Origin of the sequence: Bacillus sp. EKM202B, assembly GCF_011066025.1 — a bacterium.
GTDB classification, from domain to species: domain Bacteria; phylum Bacillota; class Bacilli; order Bacillales; family Bacillaceae_G; genus Bacillus_A; species Bacillus_A toyonensis.
The window spans coordinates 20,979-45,617 of sequence record NZ_JAAMNK010000032.1 but is presented as its reverse complement, the minus strand read 5'-3'; the positions used below and the strand labels follow the sequence as shown (position 1 = coordinate 45,617).

The window sequence follows — 24,639 nt, the reverse complement described above, 5'->3', positions numbered from 1 at the left end:
TGTCACCTATAGCTTATAGGAAACATGTTATCTAGGTGTTTTTTCTTTGTCTCACCAAATGGGGTCAGACCACTGTAAAATCATAGAAAAGAATAGCGTTTTTCATTTTGAAATCGTTTCATTTTGCTACTTGCTAGCTTCACGTTAAGAGTAGCAAAAAAATTGTCCAACAGGATGCCTATATCATTTAAATAAATAGTGTTATGGATAGTTATATAATTTGTTACTGCGAAGTCTAGCAAGTCATCATTTATACTAAACATGCCAATATTGATTTTGTACGATTGTCCGTTACTTCATAATAAATTTCTAATCCTTTTCGAGTACCTGTTACGATTTTAGCAGCCTTTAGTTTGGATAAATGTTGACTAATTGTACTTTGGGGCATTTGTAAATTCCCATACATTGTTGTTACATTCGTAGCGCCTTTTGCAAGCATTATTTTTACTAAGGATAAACGGACAGGATGTGCCAATACCTTTAATACTTCAGCGATTTCTACATACATTTCTTTTTTTTCTTTCATGTTTCTTTCTCCCCTTTTATATAAATATTAATGATATCCATATATATAATTCGAAAGCATATACGTTTTTGTGTCCGTCATTTTAAAAAAATATAAAAAAACTTTAGCCCGAAAACAAAGGAGTGTCTTAACATAACGTTTCACTATCAGTAATGAATAGAAATCTCGTTATGGAAGCAGAAGGTTTTATGTTACTACTCTATATTCAACTAGCTAAAATCAATGAAAAAGAGAGCAGATAATCTGCTCTCTTATGATGCTTCCTTATGTTCCGTGGAATGTTTAACACTCCCCATTCTCTTTAGTTTATTCCACCCTACTGCTACTCCTCGAATCGATGAGAATATAGATTTAATGACAACATACGTCATAAATTGACGATAAATAAAGCGTTGTAAAATTAACCATGCTAATGGTTTTGGATTCTCTTTCTCTAATTTAAATGCAAATAGTGAAGCGAGAAGATCTATGACAAAGAATACAAGATAAAATCCTAATACTTTTAGCGGATTGCTACCAAAAATCCCCATAATCATTAATATATCTGCTAAAGGTGCAATAAATTGCAGAACATATTGGAATAACCACATATTGGGCAATGCAATAAATCCTAATGCTTTATGTTTGGAATGAAACAGCGCTTTTCGATGTTTCCAAAGACATTGGAGTGTACCATATGACCAACGATATCGTTGTTTAATGAGACTTTTCACATCTTCAGGTGACTCCGTAAAAGCATATGCTTTTTCTTCATATACAATTCTATGTCCTTGACGTAAAAATGTAATAGTAAGATCCGTATCTTCTGCCAATGTGTCTTCGCTTAAATAACCAGATTCAACTACATTCTTTTTACGCCATGCTCCAATCGCTCCAGGGACTACTGTAATACAATTTAACTCATCAAAAGCTCTACGTTCTAAGTTAAATCCTGTAATATACTCAACATGTTGCCAAGTAGTCAATAAATTCCGTCTATTTCCAACTTTAACATTCCCTGAAACTGCCGCTACATTATGATCTTCAAAGTGTCTAATCATTAAAGAAATAGCATCTTGTGCAATAATAGTATCCGCATCTAACGTAACAATGATTTCTCCTCGTGATTGCTGAAACCCTAAATTCATTGCCGATGATTTTCCGCCGTTTTCTTTCTGAATTAAACGAACTTTAGGATGCTTATAAAATGTTTCTTCCATTACTTTTGACGTACCATCTTTCGATCCGTCATCCACAACAATAACTTCAAACTCTCTATAATCACTATCCAAAATGGAGCGAATCGTCTTAGCTATCACCTTTTCTTCATTATATGCTGCTATGACAACAGTAACGAAAGGTTGATAAGAAGAATTAGTAAATAAGCGGGCGCTTACTGTCTTTTTCTGCTTGTATGCAAAATAAATTAAAAATAGGAATCGAAAAATACCTAATCCAATAGCAATATAAAAAATCGTTGTTAATATATGCTTTGCATATCCCGCTCCTGAAAAGACAGCTTTATTGTAAAGTAAATATTGCTTACCCTCAGAAGAAACAGGTGGCATAATTTCATCTCGTTCTTTATTCATTAAATCTGAAATTGTTACAAAACTATATCCATGCTTTTTTAGGTCTTTAATAATGATCGGGAGCGCCTCTACTGTATGGGTACGATTCCCTCCCGCATCATGGAGAAGAATAATATTTCCCTCTCCCTTATAAATAGGATTAAGAGCACGTCTTACTAATTCATTTGTTGATGGTGTTGCCCAGTCTTCGGGATCAACTTTTTCCCCTACCATTGTATAGTTCATATTTTGTGCACGTAAAATAGGCAATATTTCATTTGATGAATCCGGGTTAGCATCCGCTTCATATGGTGGTCTAAATAAAACCGTAGAATGTCCAGTTACTTCCTGAATTAAACGTTGCGTCGTATTAAGTTCTACTTTCGTTCGTAGTAAAGACGTATCAGCTATGTTAGGATGCTTGAAAGTATGATTGCCAATTTCATGCCCTTCATCGTATATTCTTTTTACAATATTAGTATTTAGTTGCGCGTTTTCACCAAGTACAAAAAAAGCAGCATTTATTTTATTCTCTTTTAATATATCTAATATTTCTGGCGTATATTTCGGGTCTGGTCCATCATCAAATGTTAATACTACTTGTTTTCCATTTGGTTTTCCATATCGTTGCACTTCATACGCAGATGGTAAGGAGTGATATACTTCATCTGTAAGGTAACCATCTTTGCCTACTTTAAAATCTCTCAATCCATTTTTTCTTTCATTCTCAATCTGTAAAATTTCACCTTGTCCAGAATAATTTACTTCATCTAAACTATTGATTTTATGTAATACATTAGGATTTTTTTGTACCTCAATAGGATTTTTTAAAACCTTCCATATTGTAGGGTCTTCTGCTCCTAGTCTCCATAATGCAAACCCCTTTGCATTGTTGTCCATTGCGATTTTTACTTGATTATAGAGAGTAACACCGTCTAAGAACCAAGCAGTATGTTCTTTCTCTCCTGTTTTATATCTAAAATAAGGGTTTCCACTCATCTTATCCCATTGTATTTTCATATTTGAATCATGAGCCATTGCCATAACTTCTGAGAAAGTTAAAGACTTCGCAGCTACTTTACTATTTACTTCCCAATCATATCCATAGTTACCGAAAGCAACTATAAGCTTATTAGACGGAATATTCAGTTCTTTCAATGTATGTTGGAACCATTTATTTGAAGCAATTGGTCCTGGTTCCCCAGCTCCATAGTGCTCATCGTACATCATTACAATCATTCGATCTATTATTTTTGCTAACGCACTATAATCAAAAGCCTTATCATTAGCTGGAACATCTTGTGTAACGAGTAAATCATGTTCATGAAATTCCGTAGTAAGTTCTTTCATAAAATTTGTTAAGTTTTCTCTATCACTTTCAGGTACAGCCTCAAAGTCAATATTAATACCTGAAAACTGATTCTTTTTAACTTGGCTTACTAAATCATTAATAAACTTTGTCTTTACATCGTTTGAAGAATTCAGTAACTTATGAATTAGCCCACTATCAGGACCAGAAGCTTCCTCAGTATAGTTAGTAAGCAAAGGCATAATCTTCACTTGATTTTTTTCTGCCAACTTTACTATCTCAGGTTTTATCTCACTTCTAATCGTTAAATCTGCTTTTAAATGATACCACTCTGGTACTAACGTAGTTAATGAATCGATATTTTCTTTTAAAGAAGCGGTACTATTTTCATCCCAGTTTACATAAAAACCATACACTTCTTTAGGTTGTTTACTATCCTTCGGCGAATTCACCAAATTTTTATTATCCTTCGTTTCGGTATTTAGTTTAAATTCTTCCTTCTTTAACTGCTGATCACTAAGTTTTTGATTAATTGGTACAAGTTTAGTATCTTGTTGTACAGCGGTATTCATATTTGGAATTTCTGGTGTTGAAAAAATACTTTGAAAGAAAAAATAAAATACAACACTTACACTAACTATTGAGATACATAGAAACCAAATAAAGGCTATGTTTCTCCTTCCTTTCGGATCATAAAAAACAGGTTTTTCTTTATCTTTCTCTTGTTGAATGTTTTTCTCCATTATATTTTTCACATACTCCTTCTTAATAGAACTATAAAATAATAAAGTGCAACTTTAATCAGCCCTCACCAATTGTGCATTTACAAGCAGCCCAACTCCCACCTAACTTCTTTGCCCCAGCCAAATTTTGAGATGGGAGTTTTACTGCCCACAATAGCGAGATACATCCTTTTAGCTTTGAAATGACTCTCTCACTTCCAGATTCTATTGATTCTTCTTTTCATTCCCTTGCTGGTGGCCTCTATTTTCTTGTTGAGACCCCCTACTATTGTTCCCTTGCTCGTTTCCATCATTTTCTTTCTGGGATCCTCTTCCATTGTTCCCTTGCTGATTCCCATTATTTCCTTGTTGAGGATTTCTTCCATTGTTCCCTTGCTGATTTCCATTATTCTCTTGTTGAGATCCTCTTCCGTTGTTCCCTTGCTCATTTCCATTATCCCCTTGTTGGGATCCTCTTCCGTTGTTCCCTTGCTCATTCCCATTATTTCCTTGTTGAGATCCTCTTCCGTTGTTCCCTTGCCCATTTCCATTATTCCCTTGTTGTGATCCTCTTCCGTTGTTCCCTTGCCCATTTCCATTATTCCCTTGTTGTGACCCTCTTCCGTTGTTCCCTTGCTGATTCCCATTATTTCCTTGTTGAGATTCTCTACTGTTATTCTCCTGCTGATTCCCTCTATTTTCTTGCTGAGATCCTCTTCCATTGTTTTCTTTTATTTGCTTCGATGGCTGTTCCTCTGTTTTCTTTTGTTCTTTCTGCTCTTGCTTTTCATATTTTTTTTCGTCTACAGGAGACAAATCCAGTGATGCATTAGGAGATGACTCCGGCTGTGATTGCACCTCTTCTTCATTTTCCACCGGATTAGACGGCATGGCAGGGGGAGTAAGCGATTTGTTCTTTTCATTCTCTTGCTTTATATAGACACCTGTGCCAATTCCAGCTTTTCTAGCATTCTCTCGTACTTGCATCGTGCTACTTTGATATTCAACTGTAATATGTTTTAGCTCATATTCTTTCTTTAATTCTTTCATTGCCTTTTCCAACTGTGGTTCTAGTGCCTTGTCCTTTGCAACAGCTGTTAGCATAACTTGCTTATCATTCGTTAAATACTTATCCTCTTGGCTTTGCTTTATAATAGTACGTATTACTTCTTGCAATTGTTTATTTTCCCATTGCTTCAATTCTTTTAAAATACGCCTTCCATCATCATTACAAGCCTGTAAATCTATAACACGAAAATCCCTCGTTACGCTCACCTCTAAACTTGGATTTATATCAACTGAGACGTAAGCAAATACTTTTTCTTCTGGTTGGTTGTAGAAAAACAACACTGCAAATAGAAAACAAGCAACAAGTATTGATGCAGGCTTTAAAAAGGAAGGAATCGAAAAATGCGATGCTTTTTGTTCTTGCTCATCAAATGAGATTTCCTCCCCGATCATGCAAGAATCCCCTTTTCTTTTACACGTAATAAACTCTCCATTTGGTGTTAAAACAACTACGCTATGCTTTTTTATATCCATCACAATTCCTTTATTCATCATGCTTTTCCCCTCTTATGTAATCCAGAATATATGTATAGTTGTTTGCAAAAATAATACACATTGCAATAATGTATTTTCTATGTCGTTCCAACGTTTTACGACTTACCCTAACACGCGGTTCAATATGTTTAAGCGGTAACTTTTTCTTTCGGAACAGCTCTTCCATCATTTCCTCTTCTTTTATAATAATTTTCACAATTTCTATTAAGTGCTCACGCGTATCACGATGCTTAGGAGATTCTTTAGCAAGCTCTGAGAATGTGATTTTAAACTCAGCTAGCACACTTTGAAAATGAAGAATTTCCTCCTTACGGTTACTATTTTCCATCTCTTTCATATACTCCGTAAGCGACACTTGCATTTCTAACATTTCCTCTTGCTCATCTTCTTTTAAAAAGACAAAGTTATGTTTAGACTCTTTACGTATATAGTCAATTACATCTCTTTTTATAAGAAGATCAGCAAACGCTAAAAAGGATTTTCCTTTTGTATATGAATACTGTTCAATTGCTTCGTTAAACGCAAACAATCCAATGCTATATTCATCATCCTGTTCTGTAATATATCGGCGGCAGACAGATGAAATTGATTTTCTAATAAAAGGCTGATACTGTACGATAAATGCTTCTTTATCTGCTTCGTTGTTTTGTATGTTACATACGATATCTTCTATTTTCGGTTTTCTTAAGATCTTCATTACTAAACTCAACACTTGTAATCTCCCAGCCTCCTTCAAATAGCAAAATGGCCACTACACAAGTGACCATTTAACCAGATTTTCTTGGTACTTTTCTTCGGTCTTGTTTTCTTGCTGTTAGTTATATTTTTAGAGTCTAACTTTTTCCAACGTTTTCTTAATGATTTTCCTTTTCTCTCGGCACTAAAGTTAAGTTTGTATTTTTATCTACTTTCTTATTTTCTACCGTTCGTTTTGCTTATTCTTTTTCTATTTTATCTGCAATCCTTGAATAACTCTCCTCTATACCATTGGTAATTTCATCCTTTTATTTTAGATGCCCACCTAATCTAGTAATTTTATTAATACTTCTATATTCTTTCATAGTCATTTTTCTTCTAATTATTTTCTTCACTATACATATTCGGAGGAATACATAGTTTTATGGGGGTCAAAAAATATTTTTATAAAAAATACATATTTATTTCAAAAATAAAAAACCATCAATTTGAAAAAGGATAATCAAATTGATGGTTTTCTTATAATATCTATTAAATTAAGTTGGATTCTCATTATATCTAAAAAAGTACTAGCTATCCTCTGCCGATTTTCTCCATTTTTATCTTTCTTGGTTATCATAATATGTCTTATCTGCGTATTTTCTATCATTTCCTTTTAGATAAGCTAAAATTACTTTTGGATTTTTAAGTAAAGTCCAGTCTCCATATGTATCAAATCTTCTGCATGAAGTTATCATTCCATTTTTAATAGTACCGAATTTCTTATTATTTTTCTTTCCCCATTCTTTTAACCGTTTAGCGAAATCTGCATCTTCTGCCATAAGCATGTTTTCATTAAATCCGTTGATTGCCATAAAGTCTTTTCTATAGCACCAAAAAATCCCTACAGATATAGCTCCGTACTTAAAAAGTAAGGGAATTATTATTAACATTGCGGAGAGAAATATTCCTAAAGATATTCTTTCAAACTTCCCATTTACCCCACCACCAATGTATTTACCTGAAGTTAAATATTTATCTACATTAGACAACATAGACTCTGTCATTATGGTATCAGCGTCTATAGTGACGATTATTTCTCCATTAGCTATTTTAGCCCCTGCATTTCGAATTTTAGATAAGTTTTTATCGTTATTTTTCAATGTAACACAATTATAAGATTTTGCTATTTCCTCTGTTTTATCTGTGCAACGATTTAAAACAACTATAACTTCCGTTTGCTCTTTATATGCCTCTGATGCCTTTGCAATTGAATCTAAACATTTTCTAATGTACTTTTCTTCATTATGTGCAGGAATTATAATAGAAAATTTCACATCTTTTTTCAAATTGACTCCTGAAAATTTGTTTGTCTCAGTCATAATATTCCCCCCTTATTTTATAAGGTAAATATCTGCTATACATAACTTATATTAATATTTATTAGGTTATATTATAGAAACTGCAGATAAAGAGGCTCTTACTGTCGACGTTCAAAAGCAAGACGTACAGCAAGCCCCGTTAAAACACTTGCCATAAGCCAACGCTGTACTCGTAGCCACGTTGGGCGTGTGCCAAACCATTTTGCAATTTTACTTGCTGTACATACAATTACAAGGTTAACTATAAAGCTAACAGTGATTTGCGTAAGCCCCAAAACTGCACCTTGAAAAAGCAACGATCCCTTCTCTGGATCTTCAAATTGAGGTAGAAGTGATACATACAAAATAGCAATCTTTGGATTCAGAAGATTCGTCATGAGTCCCATCAGAAATAATTTCCTTGGTGGCTCATTAGAAATCATACGAGGTTCCATAATAGATGTAGCACCCGGTTTTATCGAATTCCAGGCGAGCCAGAGCAAGTAAGCAGCACCTGCCCACTTTACTGCTTCATATACAGCGGGAACAGCAACGAATAGAACTGTAAGTCCAAACATAGTTGCGATTATATAGATTACAAATCCGAGCATGATGCCCAATAAAGAAATAAATCCCGCCATACGTCCCTGCGTAACGGAACGGGAAATGAGGTAAATCATATTAGGCCCAGGTGAACAAACCATGCTAAGCGAAACAATTGCAAAAGCTACCAAGGTACTCAAGCTGACCATAAACCTTCCCCCTTTATGTTACATAAAATTTCCTATTGTACATTTTATCATGATTGAGGAGAGAAAAGATTCATACTTCTCGCTCCCTTAAGTAAAACTTTAAAATCTCCTTGAATAAATCTATTTTTTTAAATGAAATATCAACGGCATTTTATGTCTAATTCGTATAGGTGTTAGCAAGTTCGTTTGCAAACTTGTTAGCACTTTTTATTTGATCGAATACCAATGGTTATTTACTACACCGTTTAACTCATCCGCTAATGCATCCAATCTTCCCCCTTCCCCTTCACCAAGTTCTTTCAAATAATTTCCATGGTAATTTCTTTAAATCATTTTATTACATCCTATTCTTGTAAATCTAATTATTTGAATGTGAAATTATAAATAAGTTTTAACATTTTGAATCGAGGTGAAAATCATGAGAAGTTTTGGCTCATTAATGATCTCTACTGTTTGTTCAGTACTTCTTATAATTTGGAATGTCTATTCCTTCTATAACGGATTCACAACAGGACGCACATACTACTGGATTAATGGCATCGCAGCTGTTATCTTCCTTTTATTCTTTTTCCTCAACATGCGTGATTTTAAAAAGAAAAACTACAGAGCCTCATGACAATAAGAGTTGATACATATGTGGAAAAGAATTAAGAATTATAGATTGAGCTTAAAAGATTTAAAGTTCATGTTATGGTTGTTCAGTATAACTTGTTTTATATACAGCTACAATTTCATTACAGGATTAGCTTTTGACCACAAATTCCAAGTCTATTATTTAGGTGGTGCTATAGCTACATACGCCGCATTTATAGATACTAAAAATAGGATTAAAAATAAAATTTATAAGACAGCGTAATTTAAAAGGAATCCTTTATGGTTTCCTTTTTTCTATGCAAAATAAAAAAGAAGCGGATTCGCTACTTTTACTTGTTCCAATCTTTAAAATCGGTATATTTACTATAAGCTGTTTCGGTTGCATTTCCTTGCCAACGATTCTTAGCGTTTTCTCTTTTATCTTTCACATTAAGTTCGCTTATATCTTCATTTTCGCTTAGCCATTCTGGATTATCATAGCGTATTTATTGTTGAACATCCCTGTTTTAACGTTTTGAATCGTTCGCCTAAAATTTATTATACAAAATAAAAATAGCTACTCTTGAAAAGTTTCACATTTTATTTTAAATTAAATGCAATTTAATAAAATACACCTCTCATACATCACTGTTTTTTCGTTTATTGAGTCCGTTTGTTTTGTACAAAAAAAGCACCTAAATGGGCGCTTTTCACCGAATCATCTTTTTTTATATCTTTTTCTTCTGCTTCTTTTTACTTCCTTCATTTCTTCTTGCATAACTAGTTTTTCAAGGTATAAACGTACTAGCTTATAATCACTCTCTTTTCGCTGCTTTTCTTTCTCTTCTTTTTCTCTCTGCTCTCTTCTCTTTTCCTGCTCTTCCTGTTCTTTCTCTTTCTGCTCTCTTCTCTTTTCTTCTTGCTCTTTTTTCTGTTCTTTCTCTTCAATACATATGTCAACCAGTTTACTAAAGAAAATAATCTTACTATGCTTCTTTTTACCAGGTCTCAATACGAAAAGAATAAAAGTTATGATTGTAAAAATCCAGAAACCTGTTACGGTAAATCCACTAATCTGCATAGAATTAGTGGATCCATTAATCATCTTTGCATTAACGAAAAATCCAGTCGCAAGTACAGAAAATAAAACCGTAACAGCTGGTAGAATCATTGAATCCATTTTAAGTGGATCATGGTACTCAGATAAACTTTCTATTCTTGCTTTCACATACTTTAAATCATTTTTTTCTAACTCCATTAATTTATCCTTATTAGATAAACTATCAGTATCATTAGAAAACTCCTTGGTATGTACATAACTATCCACGATAAATTCAACAAATTTCTTATCTTTTTTATAAAGCAGATTTTTTTTAAAATCCTCTTGGTCCTGTTGTGTAAATTTAGACACTAGCATTCACCCTCAATTTCGACATTTAAAATTAATCAAAAGTAATACTATCTTTTTATCTAAATTTTAAAGTAATATTCAAAAAATGAATAGCAAAATCTTCACTATTACACTATCCTTGTATCTAAAGTTAATGAGAAGTAACCTTTTTTATAAATTCCTTTATATCACTTATGAATCTAGTATAGAAAACACTAAACTCAATAAGAAACACAAAAGCCACGACACTCACGCACCGTGGCTAAATATTTAAATGTAATTGGTCTTTTAGTCCTTATTGCGGATTCTTACCGCCCATGCCAGTTCTCCAGTAACATTTTGATAAAGCGGCTATGATCATTGATTATGAGCGCATAGATACGTTATCCCCACGTTATGCTCTTTTCAAAGAACGAGTAACTGTAGGAATATCGTATCATCGATTCCAATGTAAAAAGGCACCTGATTTAGTGCCCAAAATAGTGCCCTAAAGGGCGATACTGGGCCGCCTGGCATTATTTCACTGACATTTAACCAAAGTGATAATACTGCAACTAGCCCAACTACCCTCGTATTACCAGCTATTAGTGTAGGCGTTAATGAAATAGTAAAGTTAGAAGGGGTTTTCCGAACTAATTATACTTCTCTAATTCCTCTCACAGAATTTAGTGTATCTTCAATTCTTATTCTGAAAAGAGATGCCTTTATTATTACGGTTCAGTCAGAATCTCAAGATAATATTCAAAAACCAGCGAATGTTTCAACTAATTGAACACACAATGTTTCAGTAGTCTGGATAGATACCCCTCCCCCGGCACTTATATATACAGTCTAAATCTGAATGCCTCGGGAATTGGTACATCAACTAACACTATTAATGAAAGTAATTTAACTGCTACAGTAATTAACATTTAAAGTTTAATTACAACGTTAATTTATTTTATCTTTTACGACTTTAAGTTGTACCCTTATGCTAGAAGAACTCCTAGCTTTTTTGTTCACCCAACACAATCTTACAGTAATTCCCTTTTATCAGAATATAGTGTGTAGCTGACTATAAATATTATGTTCACAGAAAAAAGGCCAACAATACAAGATCGTTAGCCTCTACTTTCCATATTCGCACCTTTTATCACTTTACTTCCTAACAACCGGAATCCACATTTCACCAAATAATAAGCCATTTCTCTGCCCCATCTCAACCGTTGTATTCGGTCCACCAACATAGGCAAAATCCTTTGCTTCTGGTAAAGCTTGACCGAAGGCGATGCCAGTAAGCTTATTACTTAGCTCTTCAGCCGTCTTACCTTCACCTTTCACTACTACATATTCCCCCTTAGGAAACTGAATCACTCTAGATTCTTCTTCTATTTGTGCTTCTGTCATGACACCCGCATAATACATCATTTTGTTATTCACCGCTTCGCTCACGGAAAAAATGTATTCATTTGTAGCTAAAGCTTTTAAAGTGTCCAGCCTTCCATCTTCTTTAACAGCCGACCAAAAGTCTTCCTTTTCTTTATTTATTCCAGCAAAGTCTGTGTATTCACTCTTAATTTCAGTTCCAATACCTAACACAATAAAGCTATCTTTTTCTTCTATAGTATAATTTTTCATATACAAAACCTGCCTCTTTTTTTATTAATCAAACGATTTATCTTTTCATCTGATACGTTTATAATACCTTTAAACCATGTCAAAAAATGATACTGTTTAGGAGACCAAAATGAAAAAAGTCGAACGGATTAATACAATTATGCGGTATATCAACAACCGCTCCCACTTTACAATTTCTGAAATCATACGAGAATTTAACATCTCACGATCGACAGCTATTAGAGACATTAGAGAAATTGAAGCTATGGGGATGCCACTTGTCGCTGAAGTTGGAAGGACCGGAGGATATTTTGTTATGCATAACTCTATCCTGCCCGTTGTTCGCTTTACTGATAATGAAGTGAAAGCTCTTTTTATTGCCTTTATGGCTACGAGGAATCAACAACTTCCCTATCTAAAAAGTCGTCAGTCATTAGCAGAAAAACTACTAGGACTCATTTCAGAAACCCAGCAAGATGACCTTGTTCTTTTAAATCAACTCTTGCTGTTTGAAGGGACTAACCCTCATAATCCCGATCTACTTGAGCTTTCTGACCTCCCCCATCCTATGTTAGAAAAACTCATTCAACTCCTTCTTTTGGATAACCATTTATTGATTACCATCAAAGAAGAAAAGGAAATCAAATCTTATCCAATTTATCTACTACACCTTTATCAAGAAAAAAGCCATTGGATCATTGAAGGGTTTGACTTAAAAGAAGAAAAGAAGATAATGTTTCCTGTCGATGACCTCACCAATATCGAACCATACACGACGAAAAAAAGGCTAAATAAGAAAAAGATTTTAGAAAAACTAAGTAAGAAGGACGAAATAATCAACTTGGTACTTGAACTTGGACCAAAAGCGATTGCCCAGTTCAAAAAATACCATCCTTTAAAAGGATCAATATCTTATACAAATCCTTACCAGTCTACAGCCATTTTAAAAACTTTTATCAATGTTAACAATCCCGATGAAGTGACGGAAATAACAAATTGGCTACTTTTCCTAGGGAAGGATATTAAAATCAGGGAAATACCCGATGAAGTATTAGCAGATTTACAAAAACGAGTGTGCTTATATATTCCATAAGCAGTGAGCCTCAAATATTAAGCTTTATCACTGGACAATCATCCTATTTTTAAATACCATTTCATTTACTACAATGAGAGCATGAAAAATAATAAAAGCACGGAAAATCTCCCGTGCTTTTCTAAACGTATATATTATTCCTGAAGGTTTCGTTTATCTCGTTTCTTACCCTAACTGACGTTTAAATGCTTTACTAGCAAAGAAGTAAGCAATAACCATGATTCCGACGCACCAAGCGAGGGCAATCCAAATATCGTTTCCAACAGTTCCTTCATATAATAGAGCACGAATCGCATTCACAATTGAAGTCACAGGCTGGTTCTCAGCGAACGCGCGAACAATTTTTGGCATCGTTTCGGTAGGGACAAAGGCCGAACTAATAAATGGAAGAAAAACTAGCGGGTACGAGTAAGCAGTCGCCCCTTCCATAGACTTCGCTTTCAATCCTGGAATGATAGCTAGCCATGTTAGCGCCAACGTAAACATCCCTAGTATCCCAGCTACTGCAAGCCAATCTAGAATATTAGCGCTGGAACGAAAGCCCATTAAGAGTGCAACAAGAATAACCACCACGATAGTAAGTACATTAGCAACAAGAGAGGTTAAAACGTGGGCCCACAATATAGATGAGCGCTTAATAGGCATCGTAATGAAACGTGCCATCAGCCCACTCTTTACATCCGTAAATAGTCGCACGGAAGTGTAAGCTACACCGGATGCGATAGCCATTAGCAAAATTCCCGGCAATAAATAATTGACGTAATTTTCCGTTCCTGTTTTTATTGCGCCGCCAAACACGTAGACAAATAATAGCATCATCATAATCGGTGTAATCGCTACCGTAATAATTGCATCCGGACTGCGCATAATGTTACGCATTAAACGACCTAGTAATACACCAGTTTTACTTTTCATTTACATCTCCTCCTTTTTACCGATAATCGCAAGGAAGATTTCTTCCAATGTCGGTTGCTTTTCGATATACTCCACTTTTGCCGCTGGGAACATCTCTTTTAGTTCAGCAAGAGTACCTGTCGTAATAATTTTTCCGCCATGCAAAATAGCGATACGGTCTGCCAGTTGTTCTGCTTCCTCCAAGTACTGAGTCGTAAGCAAAATAGTTGTACCGCTACTGGCAAGTTCCTTAACTGTATCCCACACTTCGATTCGCGCTTCAGGATCAAGTCCAGTCGTTGGTTCGTCAAGAAAAATAATTGCTGGCGCTCCAATCAAACTCATCGCGATATCAAGCCGGCGCTTCATTCCGCCTGAATACTGATCTGCCCTTTGGTTTGCCGCATCAGTCAGGCTAAATCTTGCAAGTAGATTGTCAGCAACTTGAGCGGGATTGGAAACACCACGTAACTTGGCGATCATTATCAAGTTTTCCCTCCCAGTAAGCATACCGTCTAAAGCTGCGAACTGCCCTGTCAAACTGATACTTTGACGAACATGATCTGGTTGACGCTGTACATCAAATCCGCAAATGCTTACTTCACCGCCATCTTGCTTCATTAGCGTCGAAAGGATGTTGACCGTTGTTGTCTTTCCCGCTCCATTTGAGCCTAGCAGCGCGAAAATTTCTCCACGCTGCACCTCAAAATCTACCCCTTTTAAAACTTCCTTGTCTTTAAAGGATTTTTTCAAGCCTTTTATAGAAATCGCTGCATTACTCATACTTTTTTCCTCCCTATAAAGTGAAACTTTAATCAGTGGGGGTTTTGTTCATCCCCCACTGATTATTAGTTGAATCAATCGGACTTTTACGGGCAATTGATCCCCGACCTAACTTCTTTGCTTACGCTGAATTTTGAGGTGGGGGTCTTACTGCCCGTTAATGCGGGATAAAAATGTTTTGCGAAGATAATTTATTTACCTCTACCTATTTAGTATCACTGATATTCTGTATTACTTAGTACTGAGTTAAAAATATAACTGAATAGCTATGGTGGCAATTCATATGTGTAACCAGCTAATCAGTCGGTATTACTTATTCCATTTATTTTTTTCTCAATTTCGTCATAATACTTTCATTCAAATCTTCACGATACTTGGAGACGTAAGTTTTAGCGTTTGCCACTAGTTCGTCAGCAAAGGATGCCACGTCATCCCCAGTAATGTCAAGCACTTGTCTTCCTTCCGCTGCACCCGCTTCGAACAAATCGATTAATTCATACTGTATGTGTAACATATCCATCCCGTTACCCGCTGAGAAATTCCACATGTAGTTTTGAATTTTCTTAAATACAAATTGGTAGTCCTCTGGCAGAGCCTCAACTCGTGCCATCATCATTTTGTACTCTTTTTTATCACCAATTAACTTTTTAAACATTTCTAACATCTTATTTTCCTCCTTTTTTATAAAACCGAGCAAGAAATTCCCAAAGTATCGGCCGGAACATTTTATCTTATGAACCTATTTTGACTTCAAGACGTTAATTTTTGACGATACAAAATCCCATTTTTTCCAAAACAATTCAAGCTCCTGGCGGCCTTCTTCATTTAATGAATAAAACTTACGAGGCGGTCCCATATCTGATGGTTTCTTTTCAATATTCACAAGCTTTTTCTTCTCTAATCGTACGAGGATGGTATACACCGTACCTTCCACAACTTCGGTAAACCCAAGATCATTCAGGTGGCGGGTAATCTCATAGCCATACGTTTCACGGCGACTAATGATTTCCAGTACACACCCTTCCAGTGAACCTTTCAGCATTTCAGTTAAATTTTCCATGTCCTGATCCTCCTTTACCCCCTATTCTGTCTGACTTATATTCAGTATTACAGAGTACTAAGGCGAATTTTTTACTGAGTAGTTTTTTTGAATTCATACTATTCAGTATCACTTATTACATCTACATTGTATGACTAAGTAGTGATAGATGTCAACTGATTTTCAAATTTTTTCTAAAATCCGCTATTACCTATTGTCTACTGCAAATATTTTGAGAAACAACACTACTCAGTATTGCTTATTACAAGTACATTGTATGACTAAGTAGCGATGAATGTCAACTCGATTTTTATATTTTTTCTAAAATCAACTATTACCTATTCGATACAGCCTATTTTCTTTTTTTATTTTGCCCCATACCTATCCCACTAAGAAAAGAAAATACCCCAAAACAAAAATTCTACATTTTTATTTTGGGGCGCTATACTATACCAAAGTTAATGAATATGGCTAGCTCTTCTTATTAATAAGACAGATCATTTTTTATTACGATAACATCATAGCCATATCTTCTGCTGCATTTGTAATCAGTTTTAAACCGAATGTTTCTTGTAATACATCAAGTACGCCAGGTGAAATAAATTCAGGAGCCTTTGGACCGATGCGAATATCTTGAATTCCAAGACTAAATAGCCCGAGCAAAATGGCAACTGCTTTTTGTTCAAACCATGATAGGACAATACTTACTGGCAATTCGTTCACTTCACATTGAAAAGCATCTGCTAAAGCAGCCGCTATTTTCACTGTAGAAATGGAGTTGTTACATTGTCCTAAGTCAATGTAACGCGGAATTTCCGTGCCAGGTACAACACCGTAATCCACATCATTAAAGCGGAATTTCCCACAAGAAGTTGTTAAAATAACCGTTTCTGGCGGAAGTGACGTTGCTAATTCACGATAATATTCTCCGCCTTTTCCCGGTGCATCACAACCGGCGATAACAAAGAAACGCTTTATTTTCCCTTCTTTTACTGCATCAATAATTTCTGGAGCTAATGATAATACTGTATTATGATGAAACCCTGTAACTAACTGTTCATCCGACTCCATATGTACTTCTGGAAGTTCTAGCGTTTTTTGAATTAATGGTGTAAAATCATCATTTTCAATTTTTTGTATACCCTCTAAACCTGCAATGTCATATGAAAAGAATCGATCAGAGTACGAGCCTTTAATTGGCATAACACAGTTCGTTGTAGCTAATATGGCACCAGTAAATTTTTCAAAAAGGCGTCTTTGATCATACCATGCCTTACCGATGTTTCCTTTTAAATGTTTATATTTTTTCAGCTGCGGGTATCCGTGTGCTGGTAGCATTTCAGAATGCGTATAAATATTAATGTCTTTTCCTTCTGTTTGCTTTAATAGTTCTTCTAATGCAAATAAATTATGACCCGTAACTACAATTGCTTTACCTTCTACACGATTTTGTGTAATTTGTACAGGCTCTGGCACACCAAAATGATTCGTATGTGCCTCATCCAATAACTCCATCACCCGTAAAGCTGATTTCCCAACTTTCATAGCCATATCAATATGCTCTTGTTCGTTAAAATTAGAATTTGTTAATGTCATATATAAAGCTTCTTGTGTTGTAGCATCTACAAATGCATCCGTATACCCTAGCTGAGCAGCATGAGTACGATAAGCCGCAATTCCTTTTAGCCCAAACACAATCGTGTCTTGTAAACTAGCAATCGTTTCATTCTTTCCACAAACACCCATTACTTTACATCCGCCTGTTGGCGTTTGTTCACATTGATAACAAAACATATCATCCCACCCTCTCCCAATCATTCATTACACCTTAAGCATAATACCCATTGAAAAAAAGTGATGTGATATCAATCACAATAATATATAAAGATTTGTGACAGTTCATATTGTTGACATAATATTTTTATTGACACTAAAAAATATACATTAGTGTGTCCACATCTTTCGATACTTTTAAATAGCTAAATAATTAATTTGGAGAAATATATACAACGAAAAAAATTTTTGAATCCCTTGTACAAATAGTTGCAATTCATCACATATGAAAATAGACATAAAAATACGCTCTTCTTTCTATCATTCAATAGAAAGAAGAGCGTATTTTTAATTTTAAGGAACTGTCATTTTTTATTAAAATCTTTATTGTAAACCTTTTTATTTACAATACATTTACACTATCTTAACATTATTTACATTATTTATATGATATATTTAAATAGAACCTACTTAAGAAATTTCATGTATATTGTATCTTTGTGATCTCTTATCTGATTGATAAAAAGATCATGTTATATTTTTATAGCAGGGGTGAATTAGGATGACTGAAACTTTAAAAACACTTATAATGCTTGATGCTACTTACGTTGTTATTGCAATTATGACGGTACTAGTATTTGTATACTTGGAATTAAAATCTCAGTAATATATGCTGGCATAATCGACAAATTCAGCATTTAAATATAGTTAGAAGAAAGAGAGGAGAAAATTATTTCTCCTCTCTTTCTTCTAACAATGTCTTATTTTAGTAAATCCAATGTATGTAAAAGTAACCCTTTGTCCCCTACATCACCATGACCAGGTACGACAGAATTCATATTTTTATATCGTTTCAATACATTTCCAATCGATACAGACCATTCATTTACGTACGCATCCGCCACATTTCCTAAATCTTTTGCTTCCGCAGATTTTACTAAACAGCCTCCAGCTAAAATTTGATATTGTGGCAACCAAACAACAATATTATCTTCTGTATGTCCTTTCCCTGGATAGAACGTTTCTACTTTTGTATTGCCAAACTTCAAACTCGTAATTGTTTGTAAATCTCCAAGTGGCTCTTCATATCCACTTTTCTTTGCTAGTTCCGCAGTTAATGCTGTACTATGTGCTTTAATGCCTCTTTCTTTCAACGTTGTTATTCCGCCAATTCGATCAGCGTGCGCATGTGTAATAATGACATCCGTTACCCGCTTCTTAAATTTCTTTTCTACCATCTCGATCAATTCCTTCGTTAATTTGTCATCCCAAGAAGAATCAACAAGTACTAATCCTTTAGAAGTAGTAAGAACTAGACCGTTCGAAGGAACCGCTTCTCCATTAAAATAACCTAACTCCGTATGAACCCATACATTTTTGTTTAACTGAGATATTGAAATAGTTCCCGTCTCATTTTTTATTACTTTTTGCTCTAGCTTTTGTTCTGCTTTCACAGAAGAAATTGTACTAATAAATTGAGTTATTCCTAGTAAACTAACACATACCCCTAATTTTAATAATGTATTCTTTTTCATTTTCTCCATCCTTCCTTTCAAACTAAATAGTTATTACCTATATTAGACAATTCATCTCCAATCTTTGTTCCATCATGTCTTACATATTTTTTTAGAAATAATAAAAAAGCGTACAAAATGTTGTACGCTTTAAAACTTAACCTTTCACTCCATAATTCTCAAACTCTTCCTCATTCCCATAAAATACATTCAAATCAATATACTTTTCTTTTCCATTATAACCGCTTAATTTCCCACGATTCGTGTATTGCCAAAACGTCCATTTTCTCTCATCAGATAAACTTGTTTTTGTAAGAACACTACGAATCCATATATCACATTTGGGATACCCATCCTTTATATACAAATCATATGCCTCTTGAGTTGCATACAATATTACTTTCTTACCGTAATGTTTTTCTAGCATTTCAATCATGACCGACAACTCTTTCGCAACATCTTCACGCTTAGGCGGATTATCTTTTTTGTTAGCGTAAAACTCAACATCAATTACGGGTGGCAGTGCTTGTTTATATTTTGGAACAGTTCGTATAAATTGCTCTGCTTGTGTTTCACCCTTACTATCGAAACTAAAAAAATGATACGCTCCGATGCGCATATCTGTCTTATTCGCATTCGTCCAATTTTTCGAAAAGTACTCATCCACAAACGAGCTTCCTTCAGTCGCCTTTATAAACGCAAACTTCATATTTTGCTTTTCCAACTCTCTCCAATCTATATCCCCTTGATACGATGCGACATCTACACCTTTTATTTCATACTTATCAGCACTTATTTGATTCGGAATGAATATGCCTTGAAAAACTAAGTAAACGACAACACTTATTACACTAATTAAAGTAAAGATTCCTCCTATAAAAAGCTTCTTTTTCATTCATATCACCCATCTTTACAAATTAAAATTCTACTTACCATTCACGCTTTTTATTAATTTTCATTTTTTCTTCAAACGCCTTCTCTAAATCAACATTTAATTTATTTGCTAAATCACATACATTCCAAATTACATCAAACATTTCTAAACCGATCTCTCTTTTCGCATCTTGTATTGTATCACGCTTTAATATGACTTCCGCTAATTCACCTAATTCCGCCATCGTATATATGGTGCGCTCTTCAATTGTTGTATCTTGAAATCCTTTTTCTTTACTGAAATTTGATACATACCTCTGAAACTCCACAATATTCATACTTAATCTCCCCTCATTACCAATACTCCATTTTTCTATTACACTTAAAACCAAAATTATATTTTGTTAAATTATAACATTCGGACTATAATTTATTTATAGCCCATTAACGGAGGTGTTTGCAATGACTCTCTTCGCTTCCCCATCATTATTCATAGTGGCAATCCTTTCATTTGCACTAGCTTATTTCATTGGAGTAAAACAATACACTTGGCTCTTATCAGGATTCAACGAACGCCGCGTGCCTGATAAAGTGAAGTTATCAAAAATAGTTGGTCTTTATAATTTAGTTGCTGGTGTCATTGCCACAATCGGTAGTGTCTTCACTACTCCTAATGTCACGATCGTTATTCCTATCATTATAATTGGACACTTTATTATCGCCGCTTATGTAAATACACGCATGGTGCAGTGAAAAAAGATCACCCAAATGGATGATCTTTTTTATAATTTATCAACATATTGCTTCGCTTCTAGTAAGGAAAAACCAAAAGCTTCTCTTACTCTCTTAACTGCTGTAATTTTTTTGCCTTCTTCTACAGGCTGGCGTAGTTCTTTATTAATTTCAGGTTCTCTTTCTATAATTCCCATTTCTTTCGTAATTAATTGTAATCTATCTTCAATTCTCTTTAAACGCGCATCATTTTTCTTTTCAATTGTAGTTAATTTTTCAGCGATATAAATGAAACCAAAGGCTACTATCGGTATAACCATCCAGAATTCCATGAATGTTCCCCCTTACTAACTTTCATTTGTTTTATTTCACTAACTTATGTAAATTTTACCACATCAAACATTTAATGTATAATACTACTATATCAAACTGTTAATAAAACCTATTATTTTAGGGGGACACTTTATGAAAAGATTTTTAAATACGTTACTTCAATTTGTAGTTCTTTCAATCGTGCTACATTTATTATTTGATATAGTTGGTTGGCTTGTTTTCAATGCACCAATTAAAAACAAACAAATCATTATTTCTTTAATAACAATCTCATGGGTTATGTACATGTACCGAGACAAATTTTTTCAAAAGTTCACTTCAAACTAACTAAAAAAGAAAACACTTCATTGGTGAATGACGAAGTGTTTTCTTTTTTTTTACTACTGTATAATAAAAATAATATTCTGTCTTTAAAGAAAGGAGTCACCATGAACTTAAAAAGTAGCAATATATACGAAAAAATGAATCAATATTCCGTTGCAGGTTTAAGCCTCGCTGTTATACGTAATGGCAAACTAGATGAAGCGACTGCCTTTGGAACACTTGAAGCTGGAACAACTAGAGCTGTTACTACAAATTCTCTCTTTAATTCTTGCTCTATCAGCAAATTCATCACTACAATGCTCGTACTAACATTATCAGAGCAAGGTATCGTATATTTAGATGAAGACGTAAATGATAAACTCACATCTTGGAACATTCCTACCAATCTATTTACTTCACAAAAAAGCATCACTTCGAGAAACTTATTAAGCCATCAATCTGGACTCATTGATCCACCTAATAGTTTTGAACATTATACACCTGCAAAAGGATTACCTAATATGTCTGAGCTCCTTTCCGGTAAAACACTATATTGCCCCGTACCTATAGAAGTAGCTTATAAACCAGAAAGTGAATTTCATTACTCGGACGCAAACTTTTGTATAATCGAGCTACTACTAGAAGATATTACAGGAAAATCATTTAATCAGTTATTAGAAGAACATATCTTCCAGCCACTACCAATGAAAAATAGTACACTCTTCTCTCCAAAAGACATAGATAAAACTGATGTTTTTGCTTGCGGCCATAATAAAGATGGAACTGTAGCAAATGAGAGATTTCCATTTTATCCATTCGCAGCTGCTTCAGGCATTTGGACAACACCAACTGACTTATCAGCTTTAGTTATTGAAATCATTCATTCCTTACAAGGAAAGGGCAAACTAAAACTTTCTCAAAAATTAGTAATAGACATGATTTCTCCTCAAGGTTGCTCAAAATGGACTGGATTAGGTGTTTTTCTAGATGATTCTAATGGAAAATTACAGGTTTATTCACTCGGATGGGGCGTTGGATTTCAATGTATGATGGTTTGTTATCCATACTGCGGGAATGGTGCTGTTATTATGACTAATTCCGATTTAGGTGTTCATCAAATGGAAGGGATCATTGGTGAGGTTGTGAAAACGTTATCCTTATAATGAAAATAAAGAAGCTGTTCCTTCCAGCTTCTTTATCTATATAACATTTTTCGCAACAATTTTTATATGTTCTGGTGCGATAATCTCCGTTATACTTTCTTGGAAATCTTCCCGCAACATTTCTTCCAAATGTTCTAACTGCACTTCAACATGTGTGCATTCTAAATTATGTATATTTAACAGTGCATAATGATCTTTTTTCTTAATTACTAAATATTGATTTTCCTCTGTCACAAGTACAGAACCTAATCGGACTCCTAGTAAGCGTTGATCATCAAACTTCATAATTACTTCTCCTTCCCTCATATAAACAAAACTAAAATGAAAATAATTACATTTATGGAAAAACACGCTTATTTAGACTATATCATAATTTACTAAAATAGAAATATCTTTTTCTGTTTTAATAAAAATCCCTATTTTTTCATATATTTCGATACAAAAAACTTTCTCAACATTAAATTTGAATTTTCAGTTTTTAATTCTATGAAAATCTATTATAATAAAGTTAATAAATGTTTGACCTCTCCTAATTCATGTACATATGGATGATCAGTAGTTGCTGCTACTGATCTATTTTTTTGATTTCAGAAAGTACATACGCTGCATCCTTTCCTACACCACAAATAAGTGCGGACCCCCTTTGAGATTGCCATGGTAAACCGATATAATACAATCCTTTTACTGGACTGATTCCCTTTATATGATTAGGAAATCCTTTCTCATTCACTGCCTGTTCAATTTCAATCCAATTATAATTTTGTACAAAACCAGTTGACCATATAACGCTTTCTGCACTATAAGTATCACCATTCTGAAACATAATGTTATTTCCTGATGCACTTACTACTTTTTCTTGCAGTTTGATTGCTCCATTACGAATAAGTTTCTTACCTTCAAAACCGAAAATAGGGTCCTTTCTCTTCTGAAACCATCTTCCCCTCTTTGTATTTATTTCAGCGTACAATAAACCCACTTTTTCTAGCAGATTAAAAATACTTTTTCCAAAAAGTTGTAACGGTAAAAACGTTATAGGATGACTAATAGATACCGTAACTTCATGCGTTTTTGCAAGTTCTACTGCTATTTGCATTCCTGAATTTCCGCCACCTACTACAAGTGCCTTCCCCTGTGGAATTTGCGATGATGATCTATATTGTGATGAATGTATTTGAAAAATATGTGATGATAGATTTGCTGAAACTGAGGGAATAAATGGTTGCTGAAAACCACCTGATGCAATAATAACTTTTTTCGTTTGTAAAATTTCTGTAGGAGTATGTAATTCAAATATTTCTTTTTCTTTCTTTATTTTTAGAACTTCCGTTTGTAATTGTACCGGTAATTGAAAATGTCTTGCATATTCTTCTAAATAAGTTGCAATTTCATCTTTACATGGAAATTCATTTTTTTCACCTATTAACGTCATACCCGGCAAGCTACTGTAAGACCTTGAGGTAAAAAGCTGCAAAGAATCATATCGATTTCTCCATGAATCACCAACTCGTTTTCCTGCCTCAAGTAATAAAAAATTATACCCTTCTTGCTTCAAGTAATATCCCATTGTTAATCCAGCTTGACCCGCCCCAATAATAATTAGATCTTTCATTCTAATCCCTCCTCTCCTTAAACATATGAATACTTGTTCATATATTCATACGTTTCCATAATCATAACATTTTCTTTTTATATGATTCAATATCTACTCAAAATAAAAAAGAGCAGTTCACTGCTCTATGAACTACTCTTCATTCCATTTCTACAATTTTTCCTCGTACAGTGTAATTCTATTTGAAAACGGATCAATTACAGTTAATTCAATTGTACCCCAAGGTGTTTTTTCTATATTCGGCTTCGAATAAGCATATTCTTTACTTAATAATACAGAATGATAATCCTTTACATCATCTATTTTGATCCGAATCGCACCACCTGGTGAGGCATCACCATGATGTTCTGATAAATGTATCACAGCATCCTGTAACGAAATTTGCAAATATAATGGCCTATTTTCCTCATACCGATGTTCCCAATCCAGTTTAAATCCTAAAAAACCTAAGTAAAATAGTTTTGCTTTTTCAATATCAAAAATTCTAAATATAGGTGTTATCATTTATACTCT

The 24,639-nt window shown here is 34.2% G+C and carries 26 protein-coding genes; 6 read left to right on the top strand and 20 right to left on the bottom strand.

Annotated features, from left to right (window positions below):
• Positions 1–250: 250 nt before the first annotated feature.
• The 6 genes from G9F74_RS25060 to G9F74_RS25035 all read right to left on the bottom strand — a co-directional run bounded on the left by G9F74_RS25060 (position 251) and on the right by G9F74_RS25035 (position 8,458).
• The gene (locus tag G9F74_RS25060; RefSeq protein ID WP_000660069.1) at positions 251–526 is read right to left on the bottom strand and encodes an ArsR/SmtB family transcription factor; all 276 of its coding nucleotides are present in this window, start codon (positions 524–526) and stop codon (positions 251–253) included.
• A gap of 251 nt (positions 527–777) precedes the next feature.
• A complete protein-coding gene (locus G9F74_RS25055; protein ID WP_033668546.1) occupies positions 778–4,128 on the bottom strand; it encodes a trifunctional glycoside hydrolase family 18/polysaccharide deacetylase/glycosyltransferase family 2 protein in 3,351 nt (1,116 codons plus the stop codon).
• A gap of 204 nt (positions 4,129–4,332) precedes the next feature.
• On the bottom strand, positions 4,333–5,670 hold the full coding sequence (locus G9F74_RS25050) for an anti-sigma factor domain-containing protein (RefSeq protein WP_002155825.1): 1,338 nt from the start codon (positions 5,668–5,670) through the stop codon (positions 4,333–4,335).
• Positions 5,660–6,382 (bottom strand): RNA polymerase sigma factor SigI, encoded by a 723-nt coding sequence (gene sigI, locus G9F74_RS25045; protein ID WP_002093524.1) that lies wholly within the window; start codon positions 6,380–6,382, stop codon positions 5,660–5,662. Before sigI ends, G9F74_RS25050 begins: the two co-directional genes overlap by 11 nt.
• Before the next feature lie 583 nt (positions 6,383–6,965).
• Entirely contained in the window at positions 6,966–7,727 is a 762-nt protein-coding gene (locus G9F74_RS25040; RefSeq protein WP_016108838.1) for a glycosyltransferase family 2 protein, read from the bottom strand.
• A gap of 98 nt (positions 7,728–7,825) precedes the next feature.
• Positions 7,826–8,458, bottom strand: coding sequence for a LysE family translocator (locus tag G9F74_RS25035; protein ID WP_000254117.1), 633 nt, complete (start codon positions 8,456–8,458; stop codon positions 7,826–7,828).
• A 418-nt stretch (positions 8,459–8,876) separates the two neighbouring features.
• Here G9F74_RS25035 and G9F74_RS30220 point away from each other — a divergent pair, with 418 nt between their 5' ends.
• Together G9F74_RS30220 and G9F74_RS25030 are read left to right on the top strand one after the other, a co-directional pair.
• Complete coding sequence (locus tag G9F74_RS30220) at positions 8,877–9,074, top strand: hypothetical protein (protein ID WP_002104975.1); 198 nt, start codon at positions 8,877–8,879, stop codon at positions 9,072–9,074.
• 18 nt (positions 9,075–9,092) lie between these two features.
• Complete coding sequence (locus G9F74_RS25030) at positions 9,093–9,314, top strand: hypothetical protein (protein WP_000265911.1); 222 nt, start codon at positions 9,093–9,095, stop codon at positions 9,312–9,314.
• A gap of 435 nt (positions 9,315–9,749) precedes the next feature.
• On the opposite strand, the gene G9F74_RS25025 is transcribed toward G9F74_RS25030, so the two are convergent.
• Positions 9,750–10,442 (bottom strand): hypothetical protein, encoded by a 693-nt coding sequence (locus G9F74_RS25025; protein ID WP_000033278.1) that lies wholly within the window; start codon positions 10,440–10,442, stop codon positions 9,750–9,752.
• 1,116 nt (positions 10,443–11,558) lie between these two features.
• Positions 11,559–12,038, bottom strand: coding sequence for a GyrI-like domain-containing protein (locus G9F74_RS25020; RefSeq protein WP_000801034.1), 480 nt, complete (start codon positions 12,036–12,038; stop codon positions 11,559–11,561).
• Between the two features lie 109 nt (positions 12,039–12,147).
• Between G9F74_RS25020 and G9F74_RS25015 the strand changes: the two genes are divergently transcribed.
• Positions 12,148–13,110, top strand: a complete 963-nt coding sequence (locus G9F74_RS25015) for a helix-turn-helix transcriptional regulator (RefSeq protein ID WP_000755055.1) — start codon at positions 12,148–12,150, stop codon at positions 13,108–13,110.
• Between the two features lie 165 nt (positions 13,111–13,275).
• On the opposite strand, the gene G9F74_RS25010 is transcribed toward G9F74_RS25015, so the two are convergent.
• The 8 genes from G9F74_RS25010 to G9F74_RS24975 form a co-directional block, all read right to left on the bottom strand.
• Complete coding sequence (locus tag G9F74_RS25010) at positions 13,276–14,025, bottom strand: ABC transporter permease (protein ID WP_016108839.1); 750 nt, start codon at positions 14,023–14,025, stop codon at positions 13,276–13,278.
• On the bottom strand, positions 14,026–14,787 hold the full coding sequence (locus G9F74_RS25005) for an ABC transporter ATP-binding protein (RefSeq protein WP_016108840.1): 762 nt from the start codon (positions 14,785–14,787) through the stop codon (positions 14,026–14,028).
• Positions 14,788–15,109: 322 nt separating this feature from the next.
• Complete coding sequence (locus tag G9F74_RS25000) at positions 15,110–15,451, bottom strand: DUF1048 domain-containing protein (RefSeq protein WP_000891987.1); 342 nt, start codon at positions 15,449–15,451, stop codon at positions 15,110–15,112.
• A 75-nt stretch (positions 15,452–15,526) separates the two neighbouring features.
• A complete protein-coding gene (locus G9F74_RS24995; protein WP_000429488.1) occupies positions 15,527–15,847 on the bottom strand; it encodes a PadR family transcriptional regulator in 321 nt (106 codons plus the stop codon).
• 486 nt (positions 15,848–16,333) lie between these two features.
• On the bottom strand, positions 16,334–17,620 hold the full coding sequence (gene hcp, locus G9F74_RS24990; protein WP_002093521.1) for a hydroxylamine reductase: 1,287 nt from the start codon (positions 17,618–17,620) through the stop codon (positions 16,334–16,336).
• A gap of 740 nt (positions 17,621–18,360) precedes the next feature.
• Positions 18,361–19,134: a BcII family subclass B1 metallo-beta-lactamase gene (gene bla2, locus G9F74_RS24985; RefSeq protein WP_000742460.1), complete on the bottom strand. Its 774-nt coding sequence runs from the start codon at positions 19,132–19,134 to the stop codon at positions 18,361–18,363.
• 136 nt (positions 19,135–19,270) lie between these two features.
• The gene (locus G9F74_RS24980; RefSeq protein WP_000727668.1) at positions 19,271–20,008 is read right to left on the bottom strand and encodes a glycoside hydrolase family 25 protein; all 738 of its coding nucleotides are present in this window, start codon (positions 20,006–20,008) and stop codon (positions 19,271–19,273) included.
• 34 nt (positions 20,009–20,042) lie between these two features.
• Positions 20,043–20,324 (bottom strand): MazG nucleotide pyrophosphohydrolase domain-containing protein, encoded by a 282-nt coding sequence (locus G9F74_RS24975; RefSeq protein WP_001028133.1) that lies wholly within the window; start codon positions 20,322–20,324, stop codon positions 20,043–20,045.
• A gap of 124 nt (positions 20,325–20,448) precedes the next feature.
• Here G9F74_RS24975 and G9F74_RS24970 point away from each other — a divergent pair, with 124 nt between their 5' ends.
• Positions 20,449–20,739 (top strand): DUF3784 domain-containing protein, encoded by a 291-nt coding sequence (locus G9F74_RS24970; RefSeq protein ID WP_000171769.1) that lies wholly within the window; start codon positions 20,449–20,451, stop codon positions 20,737–20,739.
• Positions 20,740–20,768: 29 nt separating this feature from the next.
• Here G9F74_RS24970 and G9F74_RS24965 read toward each other — a convergent pair whose 3' ends face one another.
• Positions 20,769–21,050 (bottom strand): hypothetical protein, encoded by a 282-nt coding sequence (locus G9F74_RS24965; protein WP_000397729.1) that lies wholly within the window; start codon positions 21,048–21,050, stop codon positions 20,769–20,771.
• A gap of 133 nt (positions 21,051–21,183) precedes the next feature.
• On the opposite strand from G9F74_RS24965, the gene G9F74_RS24960 reads away from it, so the two are divergent.
• Together G9F74_RS24960 and G9F74_RS24955 are read left to right on the top strand one after the other, a co-directional pair.
• The gene (locus G9F74_RS24960; protein ID WP_000819660.1) at positions 21,184–21,378 is read left to right on the top strand and encodes a hypothetical protein; all 195 of its coding nucleotides are present in this window, start codon (positions 21,184–21,186) and stop codon (positions 21,376–21,378) included.
• A 101-nt stretch (positions 21,379–21,479) separates the two neighbouring features.
• On the top strand, positions 21,480–22,517 hold the full coding sequence (locus tag G9F74_RS24955) for a serine hydrolase domain-containing protein (protein WP_016108841.1): 1,038 nt from the start codon (positions 21,480–21,482) through the stop codon (positions 22,515–22,517).
• A 36-nt stretch (positions 22,518–22,553) separates the two neighbouring features.
• Here the strand turns inward: G9F74_RS24955 and G9F74_RS24950 are convergent, their stop codons facing one another.
• The 3 genes from G9F74_RS24950 to G9F74_RS24940 all read right to left on the bottom strand — a co-directional run bounded on the left by G9F74_RS24950 (position 22,554) and on the right by G9F74_RS24940 (position 24,630).
• The gene (locus G9F74_RS24950; RefSeq protein WP_000666948.1) at positions 22,554–22,802 is read right to left on the bottom strand and encodes a hypothetical protein; all 249 of its coding nucleotides are present in this window, start codon (positions 22,800–22,802) and stop codon (positions 22,554–22,556) included.
• A 280-nt stretch (positions 22,803–23,082) separates the two neighbouring features.
• Positions 23,083–24,126, bottom strand: a complete 1,044-nt coding sequence (locus G9F74_RS24945) for a flavin-containing monooxygenase (protein ID WP_000653874.1) — start codon at positions 24,124–24,126, stop codon at positions 23,083–23,085.
• A gap of 150 nt (positions 24,127–24,276) precedes the next feature.
• On the bottom strand, positions 24,277–24,630 hold the full coding sequence (locus G9F74_RS24940) for a glyoxalase superfamily protein (protein WP_000632408.1): 354 nt from the start codon (positions 24,628–24,630) through the stop codon (positions 24,277–24,279).
• Between the last annotated feature and the right edge of the window lie 9 nt (positions 24,631–24,639).

Bases quoted from the DNA above. Each gene is read 5' to 3' on its own strand.
- G9F74_RS25060 (WP_000660069.1), bottom strand. From the start codon at position 526: ATGAAAGAAAAAAAAGAAATGTATGTAGAAATCGCTGAAGTATTAAAG.
- G9F74_RS25055 (WP_033668546.1), bottom strand. From the start codon at position 4,128: ATGGAGAAAAACATTCAACAAGAGAAAGATAAAGAAAAACCTGTTTTT.
- G9F74_RS25050 (WP_002155825.1), bottom strand. From the start codon at position 5,670: ATGATGAATAAAGGAATTGTGATGGATATAAAAAAGCATAGCGTAGTT.
- G9F74_RS25040 (WP_016108838.1), bottom strand. From the start codon at position 7,727: ATGACTGAGACAAACAAATTTTCAGGAGTCAATTTGAAAAAAGATGTG.
- G9F74_RS25035 (WP_000254117.1), bottom strand. From the start codon at position 8,458: ATGGTCAGCTTGAGTACCTTGGTAGCTTTTGCAATTGTTTCGCTTAGC.
- G9F74_RS30220 (WP_002104975.1), top strand. From the start codon at position 8,877: ATGAGAAGTTTTGGCTCATTAATGATCTCTACTGTTTGTTCAGTACTT.
- G9F74_RS25030 (WP_000265911.1), top strand. From the start codon at position 9,093: ATGTGGAAAAGAATTAAGAATTATAGATTGAGCTTAAAAGATTTAAAG.
- G9F74_RS25020 (WP_000801034.1), bottom strand. From the start codon at position 12,038: ATGAAAAATTATACTATAGAAGAAAAAGATAGCTTTATTGTGTTAGGT.
- G9F74_RS25015 (WP_000755055.1), top strand. From the start codon at position 12,148: ATGAAAAAAGTCGAACGGATTAATACAATTATGCGGTATATCAACAAC.
- G9F74_RS25010 (WP_016108839.1), bottom strand. From the start codon at position 14,025: ATGAAAAGTAAAACTGGTGTATTACTAGGTCGTTTAATGCGTAACATT.
- G9F74_RS25005 (WP_016108840.1), bottom strand. From the start codon at position 14,787: ATGAGTAATGCAGCGATTTCTATAAAAGGCTTGAAAAAATCCTTTAAA.
- G9F74_RS25000 (WP_000891987.1), bottom strand. From the start codon at position 15,451: ATGTTAGAAATGTTTAAAAAGTTAATTGGTGATAAAAAAGAGTACAAA.
- G9F74_RS24995 (WP_000429488.1), bottom strand. From the start codon at position 15,847: ATGGAAAATTTAACTGAAATGCTGAAAGGTTCACTGGAAGGGTGTGTA.
- hcp (WP_002093521.1), bottom strand. From the start codon at position 17,620: ATGTTTTGTTATCAATGTGAACAAACGCCAACAGGCGGATGTAAAGTA.
- bla2 (WP_000742460.1), bottom strand. From the start codon at position 19,134: ATGAAAAAGAATACATTATTAAAATTAGGGGTATGTGTTAGTTTACTA.
- G9F74_RS24980 (WP_000727668.1), bottom strand. From the start codon at position 20,008: ATGAAAAAGAAGCTTTTTATAGGAGGAATCTTTACTTTAATTAGTGTA.
- G9F74_RS24975 (WP_001028133.1), bottom strand. From the start codon at position 20,324: ATGAATATTGTGGAGTTTCAGAGGTATGTATCAAATTTCAGTAAAGAA.
- G9F74_RS24970 (WP_000171769.1), top strand. From the start codon at position 20,449: ATGACTCTCTTCGCTTCCCCATCATTATTCATAGTGGCAATCCTTTCA.
- G9F74_RS24965 (WP_000397729.1), bottom strand. From the start codon at position 21,050: ATGGAATTCTGGATGGTTATACCGATAGTAGCCTTTGGTTTCATTTAT.
- G9F74_RS24960 (WP_000819660.1), top strand. From the start codon at position 21,184: ATGAAAAGATTTTTAAATACGTTACTTCAATTTGTAGTTCTTTCAATC.
- G9F74_RS24955 (WP_016108841.1), top strand. From the start codon at position 21,480: ATGAACTTAAAAAGTAGCAATATATACGAAAAAATGAATCAATATTCC.
- G9F74_RS24950 (WP_000666948.1), bottom strand. From the start codon at position 22,802: ATGAAGTTTGATGATCAACGCTTACTAGGAGTCCGATTAGGTTCTGTA.
- G9F74_RS24945 (WP_000653874.1), bottom strand. From the start codon at position 24,126: ATGAAAGATCTAATTATTATTGGGGCGGGTCAAGCTGGATTAACAATG.
- G9F74_RS24940 (WP_000632408.1), bottom strand. From the start codon at position 24,630: ATGATAACACCTATATTTAGAATTTTTGATATTGAAAAAGCAAAACTA.